17 protein-coding genes are annotated in these 20859 nt (G+C 44.6%); 10 read left to right on the top strand and 7 right to left on the bottom strand.

Annotated elements, in window-relative coordinates:
• Nucleotides 1-24: 24 nt before the first annotated feature.
• On the bottom strand, nucleotides 25-771 hold the full coding sequence (locus ACRQQK_RS09235) for an amino acid ABC transporter substrate-binding protein (protein ID WP_457511127.1): 747 nt from the start codon (nucleotides 769-771) through the stop codon (nucleotides 25-27).
• A gap of 297 nt (nucleotides 772-1068) precedes the next feature.
• Between ACRQQK_RS09235 and dnaA the strand changes: the two genes are divergently transcribed.
• The 5 genes from dnaA (at nucleotide 1069) to ACRQQK_RS09260 (ending at nucleotide 7891) form a co-directional block, all read left to right on the top strand.
• A complete protein-coding gene (gene dnaA, locus ACRQQK_RS09240; RefSeq protein ID WP_457511128.1) occupies nucleotides 1069-2472 on the top strand; it encodes a chromosomal replication initiator protein DnaA in 1404 nt (467 codons plus the stop codon).
• A 60-nt stretch (nucleotides 2473-2532) separates the two neighbouring features.
• Nucleotides 2533-3633 (top strand): DNA polymerase III subunit beta, encoded by a 1101-nt coding sequence (dnaN, locus tag ACRQQK_RS09245; protein ID WP_042489509.1) that lies wholly within the window; start codon nucleotides 2533-2535, stop codon nucleotides 3631-3633.
• 20 nt (nucleotides 3634-3653) lie between these two features.
• Nucleotides 3654-4733: a DNA replication/repair protein RecF gene (gene recF, locus ACRQQK_RS09250; RefSeq protein ID WP_457511129.1), complete on the top strand. Its 1080-nt coding sequence runs from the start codon at nucleotides 3654-3656 to the stop codon at nucleotides 4731-4733.
• 19 nt (nucleotides 4734-4752) lie between these two features.
• Nucleotides 4753-7170 (top strand): DNA topoisomerase (ATP-hydrolyzing) subunit B, encoded by a 2418-nt coding sequence (gene gyrB / locus ACRQQK_RS09255; RefSeq protein WP_457511130.1) that lies wholly within the window; start codon nucleotides 4753-4755, stop codon nucleotides 7168-7170.
• Nucleotides 7171-7456: 286 nt separating this feature from the next.
• Entirely contained in the window at nucleotides 7457-7891 is a 435-nt protein-coding gene (locus ACRQQK_RS09260) for an Hsp20 family protein (RefSeq protein WP_457511131.1), read from the top strand.
• Between the two features lie 105 nt (nucleotides 7892-7996).
• On the opposite strand, the gene ACRQQK_RS09265 is transcribed toward ACRQQK_RS09260, so the two are convergent.
• The 3 genes from ACRQQK_RS09265 to glyQ all read right to left on the bottom strand — a co-directional run bounded on the left by ACRQQK_RS09265 (nucleotide 7997) and on the right by glyQ (nucleotide 12441).
• Nucleotides 7997-9247, bottom strand: coding sequence for a valine--pyruvate transaminase (locus tag ACRQQK_RS09265; protein ID WP_457511132.1), 1251 nt, complete (start codon nucleotides 9245-9247; stop codon nucleotides 7997-7999).
• A gap of 208 nt (nucleotides 9248-9455) precedes the next feature.
• Nucleotides 9456-11522: a glycine--tRNA ligase subunit beta gene (gene glyS / locus ACRQQK_RS09270; RefSeq protein ID WP_457511133.1), complete on the bottom strand. Its 2067-nt coding sequence runs from the start codon at nucleotides 11520-11522 to the stop codon at nucleotides 9456-9458.
• Nucleotide 11523: 1 nt separating this feature from the next.
• Nucleotides 11524-12441, bottom strand: coding sequence for a glycine--tRNA ligase subunit alpha (glyQ, locus tag ACRQQK_RS09275; protein ID WP_042489583.1), 918 nt, complete (start codon nucleotides 12439-12441; stop codon nucleotides 11524-11526).
• 433 nt (nucleotides 12442-12874) lie between these two features.
• Between glyQ and ACRQQK_RS09280 the strand changes: the two genes are divergently transcribed.
• Nucleotides 12875-13429, top strand: coding sequence for a TMEM165/GDT1 family protein (locus tag ACRQQK_RS09280; protein ID WP_042489488.1), 555 nt, complete (start codon nucleotides 12875-12877; stop codon nucleotides 13427-13429).
• Between the two features lie 138 nt (nucleotides 13430-13567).
• On the top strand, nucleotides 13568-13828 hold the full coding sequence (locus ACRQQK_RS09285) for a hypothetical protein (RefSeq protein ID WP_102969040.1): 261 nt from the start codon (nucleotides 13568-13570) through the stop codon (nucleotides 13826-13828).
• A gap of 75 nt (nucleotides 13829-13903) precedes the next feature.
• Here the strand turns inward: ACRQQK_RS09285 and tusA are convergent, their stop codons facing one another.
• The gene (gene tusA / locus ACRQQK_RS09290; protein ID WP_102969039.1) at nucleotides 13904-14167 is read right to left on the bottom strand and encodes a sulfurtransferase TusA; all 264 of its coding nucleotides are present in this window, start codon (nucleotides 14165-14167) and stop codon (nucleotides 13904-13906) included.
• Between the two features lie 134 nt (nucleotides 14168-14301).
• Here tusA and ACRQQK_RS09295 point away from each other — a divergent pair, with 134 nt between their 5' ends.
• The gene (locus tag ACRQQK_RS09295) at nucleotides 14302-14487 is read left to right on the top strand and encodes a hypothetical protein (RefSeq protein ID WP_102969038.1); all 186 of its coding nucleotides are present in this window, start codon (nucleotides 14302-14304) and stop codon (nucleotides 14485-14487) included.
• 126 nt (nucleotides 14488-14613) lie between these two features.
• Complete coding sequence (locus ACRQQK_RS09300) at nucleotides 14614-15555, top strand: LysR family transcriptional regulator (RefSeq protein WP_102969037.1); 942 nt, start codon at nucleotides 14614-14616, stop codon at nucleotides 15553-15555.
• Between the two features lie 37 nt (nucleotides 15556-15592).
• Here ACRQQK_RS09300 and acuI read toward each other — a convergent pair whose 3' ends face one another.
• On the bottom strand, nucleotides 15593-16573 hold the full coding sequence (gene acuI, locus ACRQQK_RS09305; protein WP_102964078.1) for an acrylyl-CoA reductase (NADPH): 981 nt from the start codon (nucleotides 16571-16573) through the stop codon (nucleotides 15593-15595).
• 451 nt (nucleotides 16574-17024) lie between these two features.
• Between acuI and katG the strand changes: the two genes are divergently transcribed.
• A complete protein-coding gene (gene katG, locus ACRQQK_RS09310) occupies nucleotides 17025-19202 on the top strand; it encodes a catalase/peroxidase HPI (RefSeq protein ID WP_457511134.1) in 2178 nt (725 codons plus the stop codon).
• A gap of 124 nt (nucleotides 19203-19326) precedes the next feature.
• On the opposite strand, the gene ilvA is transcribed toward katG, so the two are convergent.
• Nucleotides 19327-20859, bottom strand: a complete 1533-nt coding sequence (ilvA, locus tag ACRQQK_RS09315) for a threonine ammonia-lyase, biosynthetic (RefSeq protein WP_457511135.1) — start codon at nucleotides 20857-20859, stop codon at nucleotides 19327-19329.

The raw sequence follows: 20859 nt of genomic DNA on the forward strand, positions 1-20859 counted from the left end.
TCTTTAAAAGTACAGTTTAGCTTATTAGTTAGTAATATCAGTGCCAAACCACTTGTTCGAGATTGTGCTTAGCGTACCGTCCGCACGGATAGCTGCAAGCGCTTCATTAACTTCCGCTTGTAGTTTTTGACCTTTCTCGTTATTTAGGAATGGCCAAGCGTTTTCGATCGTTTCGAAAGGCTTACCTGCAAGTTGCAGTGGTAGACCTGTTTTTTCGATAGTTTCTAGCACTGACAGACGATCCATTACGAATGCGTCAGCACGGCCAAGAGCTACGTCATGTTCAATTCCTGTGTCGTAGGTCTTAATGTTTATTTTACCGTCTTTGTCATAGTCACGTAGTAGCTGTTCAAAGTTTGAACCTAGGTTAACTGCAACGGTTTTGCCTGCAAGGTCTTCAATACCTTTGATGCTGCTGTTACCTTTACGAACCGCGATCTGTGCACCGTCAATAACATATGGGTCTGCAAACAGGTACTTCGCTTTACGTGCATCGGTAATAGTAATTTGGTTAGAAATGGTATCGATACGACCTGTTTCTAGCAGACCAAATAGACCAGAGAAGTTTGAAGTCACAAACTCAACCTTGTAATCGTTACGTTTAGCGATTTCATTCCATACATCCACTTCAAAACCTTGAAGTTGGTCTTGCTTAACAAATGTGAATGGGAAATAGCGGCCAGACATGCCGACTTTGATATCTGTTGTTGCTTGAGCTGCTGAAGCTGCCAATACAAGAGTGGCTACTGCGAGTTTAATCCAGTTTTTCATTTTCTAACTCCGAATGAATATAGGGCAGAATGTTACTGGTAAATGTTAGTACAGAACAAATAACCTTATGTTATTAACAATAACCATAATAAGTTTTTATTTTGGGATAACTCACTAATTTTCTGGGATATGTGGGTAAAAATGGGGATGTTTATGTAGATCTTCATAATTGAGAAGGAAATATTGTGAATAACTTTGATCTTATTCACTGGATCTTCGATCAATCGCTGGCGATCTTAGTTATCAACAGGTAGAATTATCAACCTTTATCGATCATCAGATTAGAGTGAGAGCACCGTGTCATCTTCGCTTTGGTTGCAATGTTTGCAACAGCTTCAAGAAGAATTACCAGCCGCAGAATTCAGCATGTGGGTTCGTCCGCTACAAGCGGAGCTCAATGATAATACTCTCACTTTGTTTGCCCCTAACCGTTTTGTGCTTGATTGGGTTCGCGATAAGTACATCAACAACATTAACTTGCTGTTGAGAGAGTATTGCGGCAACGATGTACCAAGCCTGCGTTTTGAAGTGGGTAGTAAACCTGTAGCGGCTGTGAAGCCTGCGCCAAAGCGCTCTGCTGCAGACGTGGCTGCAGAATCATCTGCGCCAGCTCAACTAGCTCAGCGTCGTCCTGTGCATAAAACATGGGACGATGAATCTGTTGAAACGGATATCACTTATCGTTCTAACGTTAACCCTAAACACAAGTTCAATAATTTCGTTGAAGGTAAATCGAACCAGTTAGGTTTGGCTGCTGCTCGTCAGGTGGCAGACAATCCGGGTGCTGCGTATAACCCTCTATTCTTATACGGCGGTACAGGTTTAGGTAAAACTCACCTTTTACATGCTGTGGGTAACGCGATTGTCGATAACAAACCGAATGCTAAAGTGGTTTACATGCACTCTGAACGTTTCGTTCAGGACATGGTTAAAGCACTGCAAAATAACGCGATAGAAGAATTTAAACGTTACTACCGTAGCGTTGATGCGTTATTGATCGATGATATTCAATTCTTTGCCAATAAAGAGCGCTCTCAAGAAGAGTTCTTTCATACTTTCAACGCTTTGTTGGAAGGTAACCAGCAAATCATCTTAACTTCTGACCGTTATCCTAAAGAGATTAATGGTGTAGAAGATCGCCTGAAATCTCGCTTTGGTTGGGGTTTGACGGTAGCGATTGAACCACCTGAGTTAGAAACTCGCGTGGCGATTTTGATGAAAAAAGCGGAAGATCACCAAATTCATCTGCCAGATGAAGTTGCATTCTTTATTGCGAAACGTCTGCGTTCAAACGTTCGTGAGTTGGAAGGGGCACTTAACCGTGTTATCGCCAATGCGAACTTTACCGGTCGTCCAATTACCATTGATTTTGTCCGTGAAGCGCTGCGTGACTTATTAGCTTTGCAAGAAAAGCTAGTCACTATTGATAATATTCAAAAGACAGTCGCAGAATACTACAAAATTAAAATGGCGGATTTACTGTCAAAACGTCGTTCACGTTCTGTTGCGCGTCCTCGTCAGTTAGCAATGGCGCTAGCGAAAGAACTCACCAACCACAGCTTGCCAGAAATTGGTGATGCTTTTGGTGGTCGCGACCACACCACTGTGCTTCACGCATGTCGTAAAATCGAGCAACTGCGCGAAGAGAGCCACGACATAAAAGAAGACTATTCGAATTTGATTCGCACGCTTTCATCATAATTGCGCTATAGTTTGCGCTGATTTTGCGTCGTTAATCCGTCTATCGTTTAAGAGCACACTATGAAATTTACTATCGAACGTAGCCACTTCATTAAACCTCTACAACAAGTATCCGGCACTTTAGGTGGCCGTGCGTCATTGCCTATATTAGGTAACTTGCTGATTAAAGTTGAAGACAATCAATTGTCGATGACGGCAACGGATTTGGAAGTTGAACTGATCAGCCGAGTGACGTTGGAAGGGGATTTTGAAGCGGGCAGCATTACCGTTCCGGCGCGTAAATTTCTTGATATCTGCCGAGGTCTGCCAGATTCAGCGGTGATCACTGTGCTTTTAGAAGGCGATCGCATTCAAGTACGTTCAGGGCGTAGCCGTTTCTCATTAGCGACTCTGCCAGCGAACGATTTCCCAAATATTGAAGATTGGCAAAGTGAAGTTGAAATTTCACTCACTCAGGCAGAACTTCGTGGTCTGATAGAGAAAACTCAGTTTTCGATGGCAAACCAAGACGTGCGTTACTACCTAAACGGCATGCTGTTTGAAATTGATGGTAGCACGCTGCGTTCAGTGGCAACTGATGGTCACCGTATGGCGGTTTCTCAAACCGAATTAGGTGCAGATTTTGCTCACAAGCAAATCATCCTACCGCGTAAAGGTGTATTGGAATTAGTGAAACTGCTGGATGCCCCAGAACAATCTGTGGTACTGCAAATTGGTAGCTCAAACCTGCGTGCGGATGTGAACAATTTTGTTTTCACTTCTAAGCTGGTTGATGGACGTTTCCCTGATTATCGACGCGTAATGCCGCAAAGTACCAACAAAGTTTTGCTTGCGAACTGTGATGAGTTGCGTCAATGTTTTTCACGCGCTGCGATTTTATCGAATGAAAAATTCCGTGGTGTACGTGTGAATCTTGATGAAAACGAAATGCGCATCACAGCAAACAACCCGGAACAGGAAGAAGCGGAAGAGGTTCTAGATGTCACCTTCGAAGGAGACGCAATTGAGATCGGCTTCAACGTAAGCTACATCCTAGATGTATTGAACACTCTTCGTTGTGATAACGTACGTATCTCAATGTCAGATGCTAACGCCAGTGCGCTGGTGGAAAATGCGGAAGATGACAGCGCGATGTACGTCGTGATGCCAATTCGCCTGTAACCAAGAGTTAACTACGCGCTATGCCGCTAACCCGTCTGGTTATTCAGCAATTTCGTAATATTAGAGCCTGTGATATTTCATTATCATCAGGCTTTAACTTTCTTATTGGTGTCAATGGAAGTGGCAAAACCAGCGTTTTAGAAGCGATTTATTTGCTCGGACATGGTCGTTCTTTTAAGAGTTCGCTCACGGGTCGAGTGATTCAAAATGAGTGTTCTGAACTGTTTGTTCACGGGCGTTTTTTGACCTCGGATCAATTTGAGTTACCTATTGGTATTAATAAGCAGCGTGACGGTTCAACTGAGGTTAAAATAGGCGGTCAATCTGGGCAAAAATTGGCACAGTTGGCACAAGTTTTACCATTGCAGTTGATTCATCCTGAAGGCTTTGATTTATTAACGGATGGCCCGAAACAGCGTCGATCGTTTATTGATTGGGGTGTGTTTCATTCTGAACCTGCATTCTATGATGCATGGGGAAGATTTAAGCGTTTAAGTAAACAGCGTAATGCATTACTCAAAACAGCGACCAGCTATCGTGAGCTGAGTTATTGGGATCAAGAATTGGCCTTGTTGGCTGAAAATATTGACCAATGGCGCCGAACTTACGTCGAACAAATGATAGTTGTCGCAGAAGAGTTATGCCGCACGTTTTTACCCGAGTTTGATATTACGGTAAAGTACTACCGCGGTTGGGATAAAGATACCCCATACCAGCAGATATTAGAAAAAAACTTCGAACGCGATCAACAGCTTGGTTACACCTTCAGTGGCCCAAATAAAGCTGATTTGAAGATAAAAGTTAACGGTACTCCGGTGGAAGATGTGCTTTCACGGGGGCAACTGAAATTAATGGTGTGTGCACTACGTGTCGCACAGGGCCAACACTTAACTGAGTTGACCGGGAAGCAATGTATCTACTTAATTGATGACTTTGCTTCCGAACTCGATAGCCAGCGTCGTAAGCGTCTTGCAGACTGCTTGAAGGCGACGCAGGCTCAAGTTTTTGTAAGTTCTATTACACAAAGCCAAGTTGCCGACATGGTCGAGCCAAACAGCAAGATGTTTCATGTGGAACATGGCACAATAGAGCAAGGATAATTTAGTCAGAGAGTAACTCATGTCGAATAATTACGATTCATCGAGTATTAAGGTACTAAAGGGTCTGGACGCTGTACGTAAACGTCCAGGTATGTACATCGGGGACACTGATGATGGCACCGGTCTACACCACATGGTTTTTGAGGTGGTGGATAACTCAATAGATGAAGCGTTAGCAGGTCACTGTAAAGACATCATCGTTACTATTCACGAAGATAACTCAGTATCGGTTAGCGATGACGGCCGTGGTATTCCAACTGAACTGCACGAAGAAGAGAATGTTTCTGCGGCAGAAGTTATCATGACGGTACTGCACGCGGGTGGTAAGTTCGATGATAACTCTTACAAAGTATCAGGTGGTCTGCATGGTGTAGGTGTGTCAGTGGTAAACGCACTATCAGAAAAAGTGCTTCTGACTATTTACCGTGGTGGTCACATCCATACTCAAACCTATCGCCATGGTGTGCCTCAAGCGCCACTAAGTGTTGTTGGCGATACTGAAAAAACAGGTACGACGGTTCGTTTCTGGCCAAGCGCTGACACTTTTACCAATATCGAATTCCATTACGATATTCTTGCGAAACGTCTACGTGAGCTTTCATTCCTAAACTCAGGCGTATCAATCAAACTGGTTGATGAGCGTGAAGAAGATAAACAAGACCACTTTATGTATGAAGGTGGTATCCAAGCGTTTGTTACTCACCTTAACCGCAACAAAACTCCGATTCATGAGAAAGTGTTCCACTTTAACTCAGAACGTGAAGACGGTATTAGCGTTGAAGTGGCAATGCAGTGGAACGATGGTTTCCAAGAAGGTATTTACTGCTTTACCAACAACATCCCACAACGTGATGGTGGTACTCACTTAGCGGGTTTCCGTGCAGCGTTAACTCGTACGTTAAACACCTACATGGATAAAGAAGGCTACAGCAAAAAAGCCAAAACAGCGACGTCAGGTGACGATGCGCGTGAAGGCTTGACTGCAGTTGTTTCGGTTAAAGTTCCAGATCCTAAGTTCTCAAGCCAAACCAAAGACAAACTGGTTTCTTCTGAAGTGAAATCTGCAGTTGAGTCTGCAATGGGTGAGAAACTGAACGAGTTCCTTGCTGAGCATCCTTCTGAAGCGAAAATGGTATGTAGCAAGATTATTGATGCTGCACGTGCACGTGAAGCGGCACGTAAAGCTCGTGAAATGACTCGTCGTAAAGGCGCGTTAGATCTTGCTGGTCTTCCAGGTAAACTTGCGGACTGTCAGGAAAAAGATCCTGCACTGTCTGAACTGTACATTGTGGAAGGGGACTCTGCTGGCGGTTCAGCCAAGCAGGGACGTAACCGTAAGAACCAAGCAATTCTTCCTTTGAAAGGTAAGATTCTAAACGTTGAAAAAGCACGTTTTGATAAAATGCTTTCTTCTCAGGAAGTAGCAACACTGATTACTGCATTAGGTTGTGGTATTGGTCGCGATGAATACAACCCAGATAAACTGCGTTACCACAACATCATCATCATGACCGATGCGGACGTCGATGGTTCGCACATTCGTACGCTACTGTTGACCTTCTTCTACCGTCAAATGCCTGAGCTTATCGAGCGCGGCTACATCTACATTGCACAGCCACCACTTTACAAAGTGAAGAAAGGTAAGCAAGAGCAATACATCAAAGATGAAGATGCAATGGAGCAATACCAAGTTTCTCTCGCTTTAGATGGCGCAGCACTGCATGTCAATGCGGATGCTCCTGCATTGGCTGGTGCTCCACTAGAGCAGCTTGTACACCAGTATAATGCTGCGGTTAAGCTGGTTGGTCGTATGAGTCGTCGTTACCCATATGCGATGGTTCAGGAGTTCATGTATGTGCCTCGATTGACTGCTGAACAATGCCAAGATCAGGCGACAGTAAATGCTTGGACGGCGGTTTTAGTTGATCAGCTTAACGCAAAAGAGTCTGGTGCGAGCCAATACAGCTACCAAGTAGAACACAATGCAGAGCAAAACGTTTATGCTCCTAAGATTGTTGTTCGTACTCATGGTGTGACTTACGAATACTTGATCAGTGTAGACCTGCTTAACTCAAGAGAGTACAGCAAACTGGCTGACGCTTCAGAAGCACTACGTGGCTTGATTGAAGAGGGTGCATTTATCAAACGTGGTGAACGTACGCAACCAGTAGATAGCTTTGCTTCTGCACTTGATTGGCTAATCAAAGAGTCTCGTCGTGGTCTGTCTCTACAACGATACAAAGGTCTTGGTGAGATGAACCCAGATCAGCTTTGGGAAACCACTATGGACCCAGAAACTCGTCGTATGATGCAAGTAACTATTGAAGATGCGGTTGGTGCTGATGAACTGTTTACCACACTGATGGGTGACCAAGTTGAACCTCGTCGTGCGTTTATTGAAAACAACGCTCTGAAAGTAGCTAACTTAGACGTGTAGTAAGCTTGGACGCTTAGTCTTAGTTATTCGAAATAGTAAAAGGCGCACTTAAAAGTGCGCCTTTTTTATTCAATAAGAGTCTATACGCGCTGCTTTTATAAAAAACAAAAAAATATTTAAGAGAGACTTGAAAGACTAAAAGGTGGCCTTATATCTATTCACGAAGCAGGAAATGCCGCAGCTGGTGGGTTTCCACTGACTCGTCCAAAAGGAGAGTCCGCTTCATTATTCAGCATCTAATCAATGCATCATTTAAAAAATATTGCTTCAAAGAAGGATACTTATTATGAGAACTGTAGATTTTACTCCGCTATACCGCAACGCAATTGGTTTTGATCGTCTTCTTAATATGATGGAAGCGAACGCAGCAAAAAATAGCCAAGGCGGTTTTCCTCCATACAACATCGAGCAGCAAGAAGAGAACAAATTCCGCATTACTATGGCGGTGGCTGGATTTGCTGACGAAGAGCTTGATATCACTCAACAAGAAAACACCTTGATTGTTCGTGGTGAACGTAAACCAACAGAAGAAAAAAAATACGTTTATCAGGGTATTGCCGAGCGTGATTTCGAACGTAAGTTCCAACTAGCGGACTACGTAAAAGTGATTGGCGCGACGATGGAAAATGGCTTGCTACATATTGATCTGGAAAGAGAAACGCCAGAAGCCATGCAGCCACGTAAAATCTCCATTAACGGCAAACACTTACTAGAGAGCTAATCATTAAGTAGAGAACGAATAGCAGAAAGCCCGCGAGTAAGCGGGCTTTCTAATTTCTTAGGCCTAGTTTCTCAGGCTTTAGTTACTTACACGAGGGTAACAAAATTAGCTTTCTAAATACGCTTTTTTCACTTCTTCAGCGATCACCGCAACGCCTTTTTGCATTGCTTCATCGTCTTGAACATAGTTCATGCGTATGCATTGATGCGCGTGAGCCCAATCTTCCTTTTGACCAATAAAGAAATACTCGCCCGGAACAATCAGAACACCGCGATCTTTCAGGCGTTTGTATAGCTCCATGGTAGTGATTGGCAGTTCATCAAACCATAGCCATAAAAATATAGCGCCTTCAGGTTTATGAATTCGGAATCGCTTATCATCGATAGCATGTTGCAGAAGTTCTACTGCACGTTGAGATTTCTGTTTATAGAAAGGCTTAATCACCTCTTCACTCAGACGCAATAAGTCATTCTTTTCAATGATGCGGTGTGCCAACGCTGGGCCAATACTGCCCGGTGCTAAGCTGATGATGCCGTTCATATTACTTAGCGCTTCCGTCACCTGCTCGTTGGCAATCACAATGCCGCAGCGTACACCCGGCAATCCCAGCTTAGACAAGCTCATACATAGAATCGTATTCTCATTCCAGAACGGTTCTACATCTTCAAAAATGATGTTTGGAAATGGTACGCCATAAGCATTGTCCACCAGCAGTGGAATATTGTTCTCACGAGCTAATTGGTCGAGCTTGTGGATCTCTTCCTCTGTTAACACATTACCCGTTGGGTTGGTTGGACGAGAGGCGCAGATAGCGGCAACAGAATCGTCGATTTTTAGCTGCTCAAAATCGACATGGTATTTGAACAGACCATTATCCAGCAGTTCGATCTCTGGGTGGTAAGAAACGAAAATATCTTCGTCGATGCCAGCATCACCATAACCGATGTATTCGGGTGCTAGAGGCAATAAAATTTTCTTAAAGCTGCCGTCTGGCTGTTGACCGGCAAACAGGTTGAACAGGTAGAAAAAACCACTTTGACTACCGTTGGTTAAACTGATGTTCTTTTCTGTAATGTCCCAGCCATAAGTATCACGCAGCAGTTTTGCCAACGCGCTGATAAAGACATCTTTACCTTGAGGACCGTCGTAGTTAGTCATTCCAGCCAGTAAAGAGCCATCGGCCAGCATTTCTTCGGTTGTCAGTCGGAAATAATCGAGCATTTCAGGAATGGCGGCAGGGTTACCTCCACCAAGCATGATGGCACCCGGTGTGCGTAAACCATCATTCAAATCGTCCATTAATTGGGTTATTCCAGAATATCGATTAAATTTCTCGCCAAAAGTTGAAAACTGCATTACTGACTACCTGGGGTTGTGTTTATTTGAGTATTGCCGGCGGATAGATTCTCAGCCGTTTAGAATAGTTCCTGAACATACCGTAATGCTTTTGTGAGGCAAAGCACTATTTCATATGATGCAAAAAAAGCGGCGCAACTCGGAGGAGTCAGGCCGCTTTTTCAAGCTTTAGTGGAATAAACTCAGCGTTTTAAACTGAGTTACTCAATTACTTTTGTAGTAATGAGATATCCGCAATTTGCAGGAACAAGTTACGTAGGTTGTTAAGTAGAGTTAAGCGGTTTTTCTTCAACGCTTCATCATCTGCCATTACCATTACGTTATCAAAGAACGCATCTACTGGCTCGCGTAGCGCAGCAAGTTGGCTCAATGCTTGTTGGTAGTTACCCGTTGCGAATGCAGGCTCTAACGCTTCAGTTAACACTTCAACGTTTTCAGCCAGAGCTTTCTCTGCATCTTCCTGAAGAAGAGACAGTTCAATCTCAGCTGGCAGTTCGCCTTCGAATTTCGCCAGAATGTTACCCACGCGTTTGTTTGCTGCTGCCAGTGATTCTGCTGCATCCAACTCACGGAAGTGGGAAACCGCTTTAACACGTTGGTCAAAGTCTGCAGGTTTAGTTGGGCGACGAGCCAGTACCGCTTGGATGATGTCTACGCTGAAACCTTCATCTTGGTACCATGCACGGAAACGACCTAGCATAAATTCAATCACATCTTGCTCAACGCTTTCGTTAGTTAAACGATCACCGAACAGTGATTTCGCTTTCGCGACTAAGTCTACTAAATCTAGGTTGTAACCGTATTCGACGATGATACGCAGAACACCCAGTGATGCGCGGCGTAGTGCAAATGGGTCACTGCCTTTTGGTGCTTGGCCAATACCGAAGATACCTACGATAGTGTCCAACTTATCCGCCATAGCAACCGCTGCTGATACACCGTTGGTTGGTAGGCTGTCGCCAGCGAAACGAGGCATGTATTGCTCGTTAAGTGCCACTGCAACTTCTTCTGCTTCACCGTCGTGGCGTGCGTAGTGCATGCCCATAACACCTTGAGTATCGGTAAACTCGAATACCATTGATGTCATTAGGTCACACTTCGCTAGCAGACCAGCGCGTTTTGATTTCTCAACATCCGCACCGATTTGCTCAGCAATATAACCAGCAAGCTCTGTGATACGGTCTGTTTTGTCTTTGATTGTGCCCAGTTTTTGTTGGAAGATTGCCGTTTCTAGCTGAGGCAGGCGATCAACCAGTTTGCTCTTCAGGTCAGTGTTGAAGAAGAACTCTGCATCAGCAAGACGTGGACGAACCACTTTCTCGTTACCTTCAATTACATGACGAGGCTCTTTAGACTCGATGTTAGATACGAAGATAAAGTTAGGCAGCAGTTTCTTATCTGCGTCATACACTGGGAAGTACTTCTGGTCGCCTTTCATGGTGTAAACCAAAGCTTCTGAAGGTACTTTGAGGAACTTTTCTTCAAACTTAGCGGTAAGCACAACAGGCCATTCAACCAGTGAAGTTACTTCTTCTACTAGGTCATCTTCTAGGTCTGCAACGCCGCCAACTTCTTGTGCTGCTTTTTGTGCATCAGCAATGATGGTGGCTTTACGAGCATCGTAATCTGCAATGACTTTACCGCGCTCTTCGAGAATCGCTGGGTATTGAGATGCAGAATCAATAGTGAACTCTGCTTCACCCATGAAACGGTGACCACGGATAGTACGAGCAGAACTTACACCAAGGATTTCACCTTCGATAAGTTCATCACCGAACAGAATGGTTAGCGTTTTAACTGGGCGGATAAATTGAGTTTCTTTATCACCCCAACGCATTGGTTTCGCGATAGGTAGGTTAGCTAGGGCTTTTGCTGCAAGTTCAACAACAACTGCTTTTGCTTCTTGGCCTTTCACTTCTTGTTTGTAAAGCAGCCATTCACCTTGGTCTGTCTTTAGGCGATCTGCTTGTTCAACAGTGATACCGTTACCACGAGCCCAGCCTTCAGCAGCTTTGGTTGGGTTACCATCTGCATCAAAAGCAACTGCAATCGCAGGACCACGTTTTTCAACGACTTTGTCCGCTTGGCCTTCAGCAAGATTAGCGATTTTAAGAGCCAAACGACGTGGCGTTGCAAACCACTTGATGCCTTCATGAGCAAGGTCAGCAGCTTTTAATTCTGCTTCAAAGTTTGCAGAAAATGCTTCTGCTAGCGTGCGAAGTTGCTTTGGTGGTAACTCTTCAGTACCGAGTTCAATTAGAAATTCTTTTGCCATCTTATTTGTCCTCACCCTTTTTACACATTGGGAAGCCCAAAGCTTCACGAGATGCGTAGTACGCTTCTGCAACCGATTTAGTTAGGTTACGAATACGTAGGATGTAACGCTGACGTTCTGTTACTGAGATTGCTTTACGCGCATCTAGTAGGTTGAACGCGTGGCCAGCTTTCAAAATACGTTCGTAAGCTGGCAGCGGAAGAGGCTTTTCAAGCTCAAGCAAGTGTTTACACTCTTTTTCGCATTGGTCGAAGAAGGTGAATAGGAAATCTACATCTGCGTGTTCGAAGTTGTAAGTAGATTGCTCAACTTCGTTTTGATGGAAAATGTCACCATAGGTTACTTTACCTAGTGGGCCATCTGTCCATACCAAGTCATACACAGAATCCACGCCCTGAATGTACATCGCCAGACGTTCAATACCGTAAGTGATTTCACCTGTAACAGGTTTACACTCTAGACCACCAACTTGTTGGAAGTAAGTAAACTGAGTTACTTCCATACCGTTTAGCCAAACTTCCCAGCCAAGACCCCATGCACCTAGAGTTGGGTTTTCCCAGTTATCTTCCACGAAACGGATATCGTGTACTTGTGGGTCAACACCCAGCACTTTCAGAGAACCTAAGTACAGTTCTTGAATGTTGTCTGGTGACGGTTTAATGATCACCTGGAACTGGTAGTAGTGCTGAAGACGGTTAGGGTTTTCACCGTAACGACCATCAGTTGGACGGCGTGAAGGTTGAACATACGCTGTAGCGATTGGCTCTGGGCCAAGAGCTCGTAAGCACGTCATTGGGTGAGACGTACCAGCGCCCACTTCCATATCTAGTGGCTGAACAATGGTACAGCCTTGTTGGGCCCAATAATCCTGCAGCGCGAGGATCATACCCTGAAAGGTTTTGATATCGTATTTTTGCATAGTCAGGTTCGCGCGATTCTTCTGTCTGAATTGATAAAAAATAACGATCAAGTATACCCAGTTATTCCCTGACAAAGTAGTGCCAATATTGCCTATTTATTCGCTCAAACTTTCTTTTAAGGGAGATTTTTTCGTTTATTAGTCGTTATTCTTTAATCAGAGAAAAGCTTAAATGGAAGTGCATGGTGAATTTAGGGTTGAGATTAATAACGATGCTGTATAGAATTCGGCCTGTCTTTGGGGAGTAGCTTATCGGGCGCTGTAGCAAACAGTACCGATTCGTTCGTCAACATAATTGGTGCAAAATCACCATGGCGTCCGAGACTCGAAGCCCTTCGAGTTTAGCAAGACCTTAGACAAACACCGCGAACTTGGGTAGGGCGTGGGGTTTGTCTATGGTTTATATAATAATCCCTACCCTAATGAGTAGGTCGTGAGCGTTTTAGCTATTTCAATTACAACTGTCGCCTTAGCCGAAATTGGTGACAAAACCCAATTACTATCTCTTCTGTTAGCCAGCCGTTACCGTAAACCGGTACCTATCATTGCTGCTATTTTCCTTGCAACCGTTGTGAACCACGCATTAGCTGCTTGGTTAGGTGTTGTAGTTGCCGATTATTTATCTCCGGAAATCCTGAAATGGGTAGTGGTGGTCAGTTTCTTAGCCATGGCTGGCTGGGTGTTGATTCCAGATAAATTGGATGATGACGAGGAGATCTCAAATCGCGGGCCTTTTATTGCAAGTTTTATCGCGTTCTTTGTCGCTGAAATTGGTGACAAAACTCAGATTGCGACTTCTATTCTTGGAGCTCAATTCGCAGACGCGTTAACCATGGTGGTGCTGGGTACGACCATTGGTATGCTGCTAGCCAACGTTCCAGTTGTTCTGATTGGTAAATTGTCTGCAGACAAACTTCCTTTAGCTATGATTCGAAAAGTCACCGCACTGCTGTTCTTGGCCTTAGCTGCGGGCACAGCGTTCTTATAAGTAACACCAGTCAGTCTGTCATTTTTGGTTGCAAATATTGTTTAAATAACAATCAATAATGCGCGGGCTGACATATTTGTGTCACTCTTGTCATGCTAATGTAATAGGCGATGGTTTTCTAAAAAAGAGGGCTCGTTTATGTTGTCACGATACATGGGGATGAGCGTTAAGAGTCAGGCTTATTTGTTTACGTTTGGCTTTGGTTTAACGTTACTTGGAATGTCGTTAACGGAAATGTGGCTACCCATGGTTGCGGGAGCAATCATTATGGCGGGTTTAAGCGTTGAGTCTTGGATTCGGGTATCTCACATCATTCCACTGCATAACGAAATTCGGGCGTTACAAAAACAGGTCAACAAACTGCAAGCGGAGTTACGCTCTGTAGAAAATCAAGATTAAGCAAAAGGCTGCCACGACATTCATTCATAAAGATGAATGTGTTATGGCAGCCTTTGTTTGTTTCCATTCTCGCGTTTATTCCAAACCTTTTTTAATCAGATACAGGTAAGGCAGTTCGTCTGTTTTTGATGACAACAACTGGTGGTCCATAAAGCGACAGAAACTTGGGATATCCCGAGTGGTTGACGGGTCATCCGCTTTTACCAGCAGCACTTCACCATCCTGCATAGTACGAATTGTCTTTCTGACCATCATTACAGGCTCAGGGCAGCGTAATCCTTCAGCTTCCAATACTTTATTGACACTGATGTTATCGGTGATTTCTGGATTGATACTCATAGCAAACCTAACGGATGTCACATTTAGGGCGTTGATAATACTGTTGGGGAAAAATTATTCAATAAACTCTTGGCAAATGAAACAATTTGGTTTAATTTAATTAACAAGTTGGTAACAAGTGAGCTGGAGGTTGTATGTTAACAGCGTTAGATAGACTGACCATCTATTCGGTTCTGTGTTTTATCTCTTTCTGCTCATTAGTTATGAAGACACCTGCTGAACCATCACTCATGCCACTACTTGGCGTGATTGCCTCAATCAGTGGTCTCTGGCTTGAGATGCACCTGTGGCAAGGCTCATCTGAAGAACAGAAACATTAATTGTCATACTATGCTCTACGATATTCCGACACTATCCCCAGTTTTCTTGGGCTTCCCCGCTGAAAGGCGGGATTTTTTTTATTTATTGGTTACACTCAGAGTATCGTTATAAACCAGAGTGTTATTGTGGAATTAGAAGATGTTTATCGTCGGGATTTAAACCTACTTATTGCTTTGCGAGTTCTGGTGGAAGAGCGCAGTGTAAGTCGAGCTGCTGAACGCCTGAATTTAAGTCAGTCTGCAATGAGTCGAGTGTTAGGACGGTTGCGTAGCTTATTAGCTGACCCGTTGTTTACCCGCCAAGGTCAAAGCCTTATTCCGACAGAGAGGGCTTTAGCAATTAATTTAGCGTTAGGGGAACCCCTAGAATCGCTGCGTCAGGTGCTTTCTCCTTTGGATTTTAATCCAACCTCTTGTGATCATACCTTTACGATCGCAACTACCGACTATGCTATGCAAACCATTTTGCCATTCGCTCTGCCTCGGATATATAAAGAAGCGCCGAATGTCTCCTTTGAGTTTTTGCCTCTTCAGCATGAACGACTGATGGATCAGCTTACTTATGATGGTGCTGATCTCGCTATTTGCCGTCCTATTCGTTCTATAGAACCGCTGCGTCACGAGATTCTGGGAAGGGTGGGGGTGTTATGTTTGTTATCTAAACAACATCCGTTAGCGAACAGTACTATGAGTTTGCAAGATTATCTGCAGTATCCCCATGCCATGATAGCGATTAGTGATGGAGTCAAAGCGCTGATAGATCAGGCTCTTGAAGGTTGCTCTCCTCGTCATATGGTGTTGCGCGCCTATCATTTAGAAGCCGCACTAGCCATTATTGATATGATGCCTCTGATTATGACTGTACCGGCAGATTTAGCTTATCTGGTTGCAGAGCGCTATGACTTAGTTGTTAAGCCACTGCCATTTCAGTTCACTCCTTTTGACTACTCAATGATTTGGCATCCGAGGTGCGAACATTCGCCAGCACAAGAGTGGCTGAGAAGCATTGTTAAAGAAGAGTGTGGAAAGCTGATTGCGAAGCGTGTGGAAGATATGGGGTTAGAGTAAAAAGATAAGGCTCCGGAGAGCCTTATCTTTCAAACGATTATAGTTTAATAACAACACGGCCAGTGACTTGACCATTGGTGATGTTTTCAGCGTATTGTGGTGCTTGCTCAAGCGTGATTTCTGTACAAGCTTGTTCGAAATAACTCGCTGGTAGTAGCTCAGCCAATTTTTCCCATGCAGCAACACGTTTTTCTAGTGGGCAGCTTACTGAATCAACGCCTTGCAGACGTACATTACGTAGAATAAATGGCATCACTGTGGTTGGAAGGTCAAAGCCACCTGCAAGTCCACATGCAGCAACAGCACTGTTGTAATCCATTTGCGCTAACACTTTCGCTAAAACTTTACTGCCCACAGTATCAACGGCACCCGCCCAAACTTGCTTTTCTAGTGGGCGTGCTGGTTCTTCAAACTCACTGCGGTCGATAATTTGGCTAGCGCCTAATTTTTCAAGCAATGGACCGTTAGTTTCAACACGACCTGTAACAGCAGCAACTTTATAGCCCAATTGAGCCAGAAGAGTGACAGCAACAGAACCAACACCACCGCTTGCACCCGTCACCAAAATTGGTCCACTTTCTGGTTTTACTCCAGCATCAACAAGAGCTTGAACACATAACATTGCGGTAAAGCCAGCAGTACCTATCATCATGGCTTGTTTTGCTGAAAAACCTTGAGGAAGAGGAACTAACCAATCTGCTTTAAGGCGAGCTTTTTCTGCCATGCCGCCCCAGTGATTCTCACCCACACCCCAGCCAGTAAGAACAACAGCATCGCCTTCTTTATAGCGAGAGTCTTCAGAGCTGATGATTTTACCTGCGAGATCAATACCCGGAACCATAGGGAAGTTGCGGATAATTTTTCCTTTACCTGTAATGGCAAGGCCATCTTTATAGTTCAGTGAGGAGTAATCAACAGCAACAAGCACATCACCTTCCGGAAGTTGTGATTCATCAAGCTGTTCAATAGTCGCAATAGTTTGTTTTTCTTCTTGGTTTAGAGTCAGAGCTTGAAACATTTTGTTTCTCCACAAGGGTTATCGGGTTATTAAGGACAGTCTAGCGCTGATAGGCTAATGAATTAAATGAAACTTTAGCATTAGATCTATGCGTTTTAGTCATAGTCTTTGTAAATAGTATTTTTGTAAAAACAGAGTATAGACCAAGCTTTTTGGTCGATGAGACAAGGGGATGTTTGATTTTTACTTTGTGCTGACTGAATTTATTTCCGTTCAAATAGTTTAACTACCATTAACAACTATTCTTTATGTTTGGAATTGTTTAATAGATTTCTCTTATTGATTAAATCGGTTTAAAGAATGTGATCATATTTCAGGCTACTCATATACTCATTGTTGAAATAACAAACAGACATAAACCTATTTCGAAATAGAGAACAATTAGCGTCTAGAGAATGGGTTTGGGTGTAAGAACGACAGACAGAACTTCGCTTTGAAAGGAGCATGCTCAATGGATAAGAAAGATAACAACTCAGCAGGAAAGTGCCCAGTGATGCATGGCGGCATGACATCAACGGGATCTTCGGTAATGGCCTGGTGGCCTAATGCTCTAAATTTGGACATCCTTCATCAACACGATAAGAAAACCAACCCACTTGGTGAAGATTTCAATTACCGAGAAGAACTCAAAAAGCTTGATGTAGAAGCTTTGAAAAAAGACCTAACAGCATTAATGACAGACAGCCAAGAGTGGTGGCCAGCAGACTGGGGTCACTACGGCGGTTTGATGATTCGTATGGCTTGGCACTCAGCAGGTAGCTACCGTACTGCGGATGGTCGTGGTGGTGCTTCTACCGGTAACCAGCGCTTTGCTCCTCTCAACTCATGGCCAGATAACGCGAACTTAGATAAAGCGCGTCGCCTACTATGGCCAATAAAAAGAAAATACGGTAACAAAATCAGCTGGGCTGACTTGATGATTCTTGCTGGTAACATCGCTTATGAATCAATGGGTCTAAAAACCTTTGGTTTTGCGTTCGGCCGTGAAGATATCTGGCATCCAGAAAAAGACATTTACTGGGGCTCTGAAAAAGATTGGTTAGCGAAGAGTGGTGGCGAAGGTAGCCGTTACTCAGGTGAGCGTGATCTAGAAAATCCTCTAGCAGCAGTAATGATGGGTTTAATCTACGTAAACCCAGAAGGTGTGGATGGTAATCCTGACCCACTAAAAACTGCGGCTGACATGCGTGTGACATTTGCTCGCATGGCGATGAACGACGAAGAAACTGTAGCGCTAACGGCTGGTGGTCATACAGTAGGTAAAGCGCACGGTAACGGTAAAGCTGAAAACCTAGGTCCAGATCCAGAAGGTGCTGACGTTGAAGAGCAAGGTCTGGGCTGGAACAACCACAAATCTCGTGGTATCGGTCGCGATACAGTGACCAGTGGTATCGAAGGTGCTTGGACAACTCACCCAACACTGTGGGACAACGGTTTCTTCAAGATGCTGCTAGAGCATGAGTGGAAGCTAACTAAGAGCCCAGCAGGTGCATGGCAATATGAGCCAGTAGACATCGCTGAAGCAGATAAACCGGTAGACGTGGAAGATCCATCAATCCGTTACAACCCAATGATGACTGATGCGGACATGGCGCTGAAAGTTGACCCAGAATACCGTAAGATTTCTGAGCGTTTCCATCAAGATCCAGCGTACTTTAACGAAGTGTTTGCGCGTGCTTGGTTCAAACTTACTCACCGCGATTTAGGTCCGAAAACAAACTATGTTGGTCCAGATGTACCTGCAGAAGACTTGATTTGGCAAGACCCAATTCCAGCAGGCGTGACGGGTTACGATGTTGATGCAGTTAAAGCGAAAATTGCCGCAACTGACCTAACCGTTTCTGAGTTAGTTTCAACAGCATGGGATAGCGCCCGTACTTTCCGCAATTCAGACCTACGTGGTGGTGCGAACGGTGCTCGTATTCGCCTTGCGCCACAAAATGCTTGGGAAGGTAACGAACCAGAGCGTCTAACTCGAGTGCTTTCTGAACTGACCAAGATTGCACAAGAGTTCGCAATTAGCATTGCAGATACTATTGTACTTGCAGGTAACGTCGGTATCGAGAAAGCGGTGAAAGCAGCCGGTTACGACTTTAAAGTACCATTTGCCGCGGGTCGTGGTGATGCAACAGCAGAACAAACCGATGCAGAATCATTTGATGTACTTGAGCCTGTAGCCGACGGTTTCCGTAACTGGCAGAAGAAACACTACACAGTGACACCTGAAGAGATGTTGCTAGATCGTGCTCAATTGCTTGGTTTGACTGCACCAGAGATGACTGTGCTTATCGGTGGTATGCGTGTGCTAGGTACTAATCATGGTTGCAGCAAACACGGTGTGTTTACCGACCGCGTTGGTACTTTGACTAACGATTTCTTCGTGAACCTAACCGACATGGCATTTACTTGGAAACCAACGGGTCGCAACTCTTACGACATCTGTGACCGTAAAACAGGCGAAGCTAAGTTCACGGCAACTCGTGCTGACCTAGTGTTTGGTTCAAACTCTATCTTGCGCTCATACGCAGAAGTGTATGCTCAAGATGACAACCAAGAGAGGTTCGTAAAAGACTTCATCGCAGCTTGGACCAAAGTAATGAACGCAGACCGTTTTGATCTGAAAAAGTAAGACTTAGAAATCTAAGTATCATTAAAGCTCCTGCCATTGGTGGGAGCTTTTCTTTTGCGGCAAAGCCAAAACAAGCAGAAAAAAGAAAAGCCATCGACTTTCGATGGCTTTTGTACTGAAGTTGCTATTTCGCTAAGAAGAAGCGATAAGACGGGTTGTCGGTTTCATCTTTACAGCGATAGCCCAGCTCAACCAGATGAGCAGAGAAACGTTCTAAATCAGATTGTTCAAGCTCAAAGCCACACAGTACGCGACCATAGTCAGCACCGTGGTTACGGTAGTTGAACAGACTGATGTTCCAGTGAGTACCAAGGGTGCTTAAGAACTTAAGCAGTGCACCCGGATATTCTGGAAATTCGAAGCTGTATAAACGCTCTTTCAATGGTTTAGACGGCTTGCCACCAATCATATAACGGGTGTGCAGTTTCGCCATTTCATCGTCCGAGAGATCCTGCACTGGGTAACCAGAAGCGCGTAGCTCTTTGATGATGGATTGTAGCTCTTCCTGACCACCGGCTAGGCGAACACCAACAAAGATATTGGCCAGCTCGTCATCGCTATAACGGTAGTTGAACTCTGTTACTGCACGGTTACCAATGATTTGGCAGAACTTAAAGAACGCACCTTTCTGCTCTGGAATAGTGACTGCAAGTAAGCCTTCGCGTTTTTCACCCAGTTCACAGCGCTCAGAAACGTAACGTAGACCGTGGAAGTTGGTGTTCGCACCCGATAGCACGGTTGCCAGTTTCTTATCTTTTAGTTGGTTCTTCTCAGCGAATTTTTTCAATCCAGCCAGAGCTAAAGCGCCTGAAGGCTCGGCAATTGCACGAGTATCTTCAAAGATATCTTTTACTGCAGCGCAGATTTCATCACTCGATACCGTGATATGACCGTCCAGATATTGCTGACATAGGCGGAAGGTTTCATCGCCGATGCGTTTTACTGCAACACCGTCGGCAAACATGCTGACTTGGTCAAGTACCACAGGTTCACCTGCATCTAGGGCTGCTTTTAAACACGCGGAATCTTCAGGTTCTACCGCAATGACTTTGATTTCCGGCATCAACTGCTTAACCAGTACCGCGACACCCGCCGCTAAACCGCCGCCGCCAACTGGGACAAAAATGTAATCGAGATGGCCGTTTTGCTGCAGCATCTCCATACCAATAGTGCCTTGACCAGCAATGACCAGTGGGTGGTCAAAAGGTGGCACAAAGGTATAGCCGTTTTCTACCGACAGACGTTCAGCTTCTGCTTTCGCTTCGTCAAAGTTGCTGCCGTGAAGAATAACGTTACCACCAAAACCGCGAACCGCTTCAACTTTGATATCTGGTGTGGTGCGAGGCATAACGATGGTGGTTTTAATACCGAGCTTAGTCCCTGACAACGCCATACCTTGAGCATGGTTGCCCGCAGAGGCTGCAATAACACCGGCTGCTTTCTGCTCTTCGGTCAGGTTCGCCACCATGTTGTAAGCACCACGCAATTTAAACGAGTGCACTGGCTGGCGGTCTTCACGCTTGATCTGCACTTGGTTGCTGATACGAACAGACAGACGAGGCATATCTTGAAGTGGCGTGACATTTGCCACCTCATAGACAGGAGCGCGAAGGACTTGGCGCAGATAATCTGCGCCAGTTTGTTGGGTTAAGGTCAT

The sequence above is a fragment of the Vibrio sp. C8 genome, assembly GCF_054051265.1.

Coding starts and splice junctions, on each gene's coding strand:
- ACRQQK_RS09235 (WP_457511127.1), bottom strand. CDS start 771: ATGAAAAACTGGATTAAACTCGCAGTAGCCACTCTTGTATTGGCAGCT.
- dnaN (WP_042489509.1), top strand. CDS start 2,533: ATGAAATTTACTATCGAACGTAGCCACTTCATTAAACCTCTACAACAA.
- recF (WP_457511129.1), top strand. CDS start 3,654: ATGCCGCTAACCCGTCTGGTTATTCAGCAATTTCGTAATATTAGAGCC.
- gyrB (WP_457511130.1), top strand. CDS start 4,753: ATGTCGAATAATTACGATTCATCGAGTATTAAGGTACTAAAGGGTCTG.
- ACRQQK_RS09260 (WP_457511131.1), top strand. CDS start 7,457: ATGAGAACTGTAGATTTTACTCCGCTATACCGCAACGCAATTGGTTTT.
- ACRQQK_RS09265 (WP_457511132.1), bottom strand. CDS start 9,247: ATGCAGTTTTCAACTTTTGGCGAGAAATTTAATCGATATTCTGGAATA.
- glyS (WP_457511133.1), bottom strand. CDS start 11,522: ATGGCAAAAGAATTTCTAATTGAACTCGGTACTGAAGAGTTACCACCA.
- glyQ (WP_042489583.1), bottom strand. CDS start 12,441: ATGCAAAAATACGATATCAAAACCTTTCAGGGTATGATCCTCGCGCTG.
- ACRQQK_RS09285 (WP_102969040.1), top strand. CDS start 13,568: ATGTTGTCACGATACATGGGGATGAGCGTTAAGAGTCAGGCTTATTTG.
- tusA (WP_102969039.1), bottom strand. CDS start 14,167: ATGAGTATCAATCCAGAAATCACCGATAACATCAGTGTCAATAAAGTA.
- ACRQQK_RS09295 (WP_102969038.1), top strand. CDS start 14,302: ATGTTAACAGCGTTAGATAGACTGACCATCTATTCGGTTCTGTGTTTT.
- acuI (WP_102964078.1), bottom strand. CDS start 16,573: ATGTTTCAAGCTCTGACTCTAAACCAAGAAGAAAAACAAACTATTGCG.
- katG (WP_457511134.1), top strand. CDS start 17,025: ATGGATAAGAAAGATAACAACTCAGCAGGAAAGTGCCCAGTGATGCAT.
- ilvA (WP_457511135.1), bottom strand. CDS start 20,859: ATGACCTTAACCCAACAAACTGGCGCAGATTATCTGCGCCAAGTCCTT.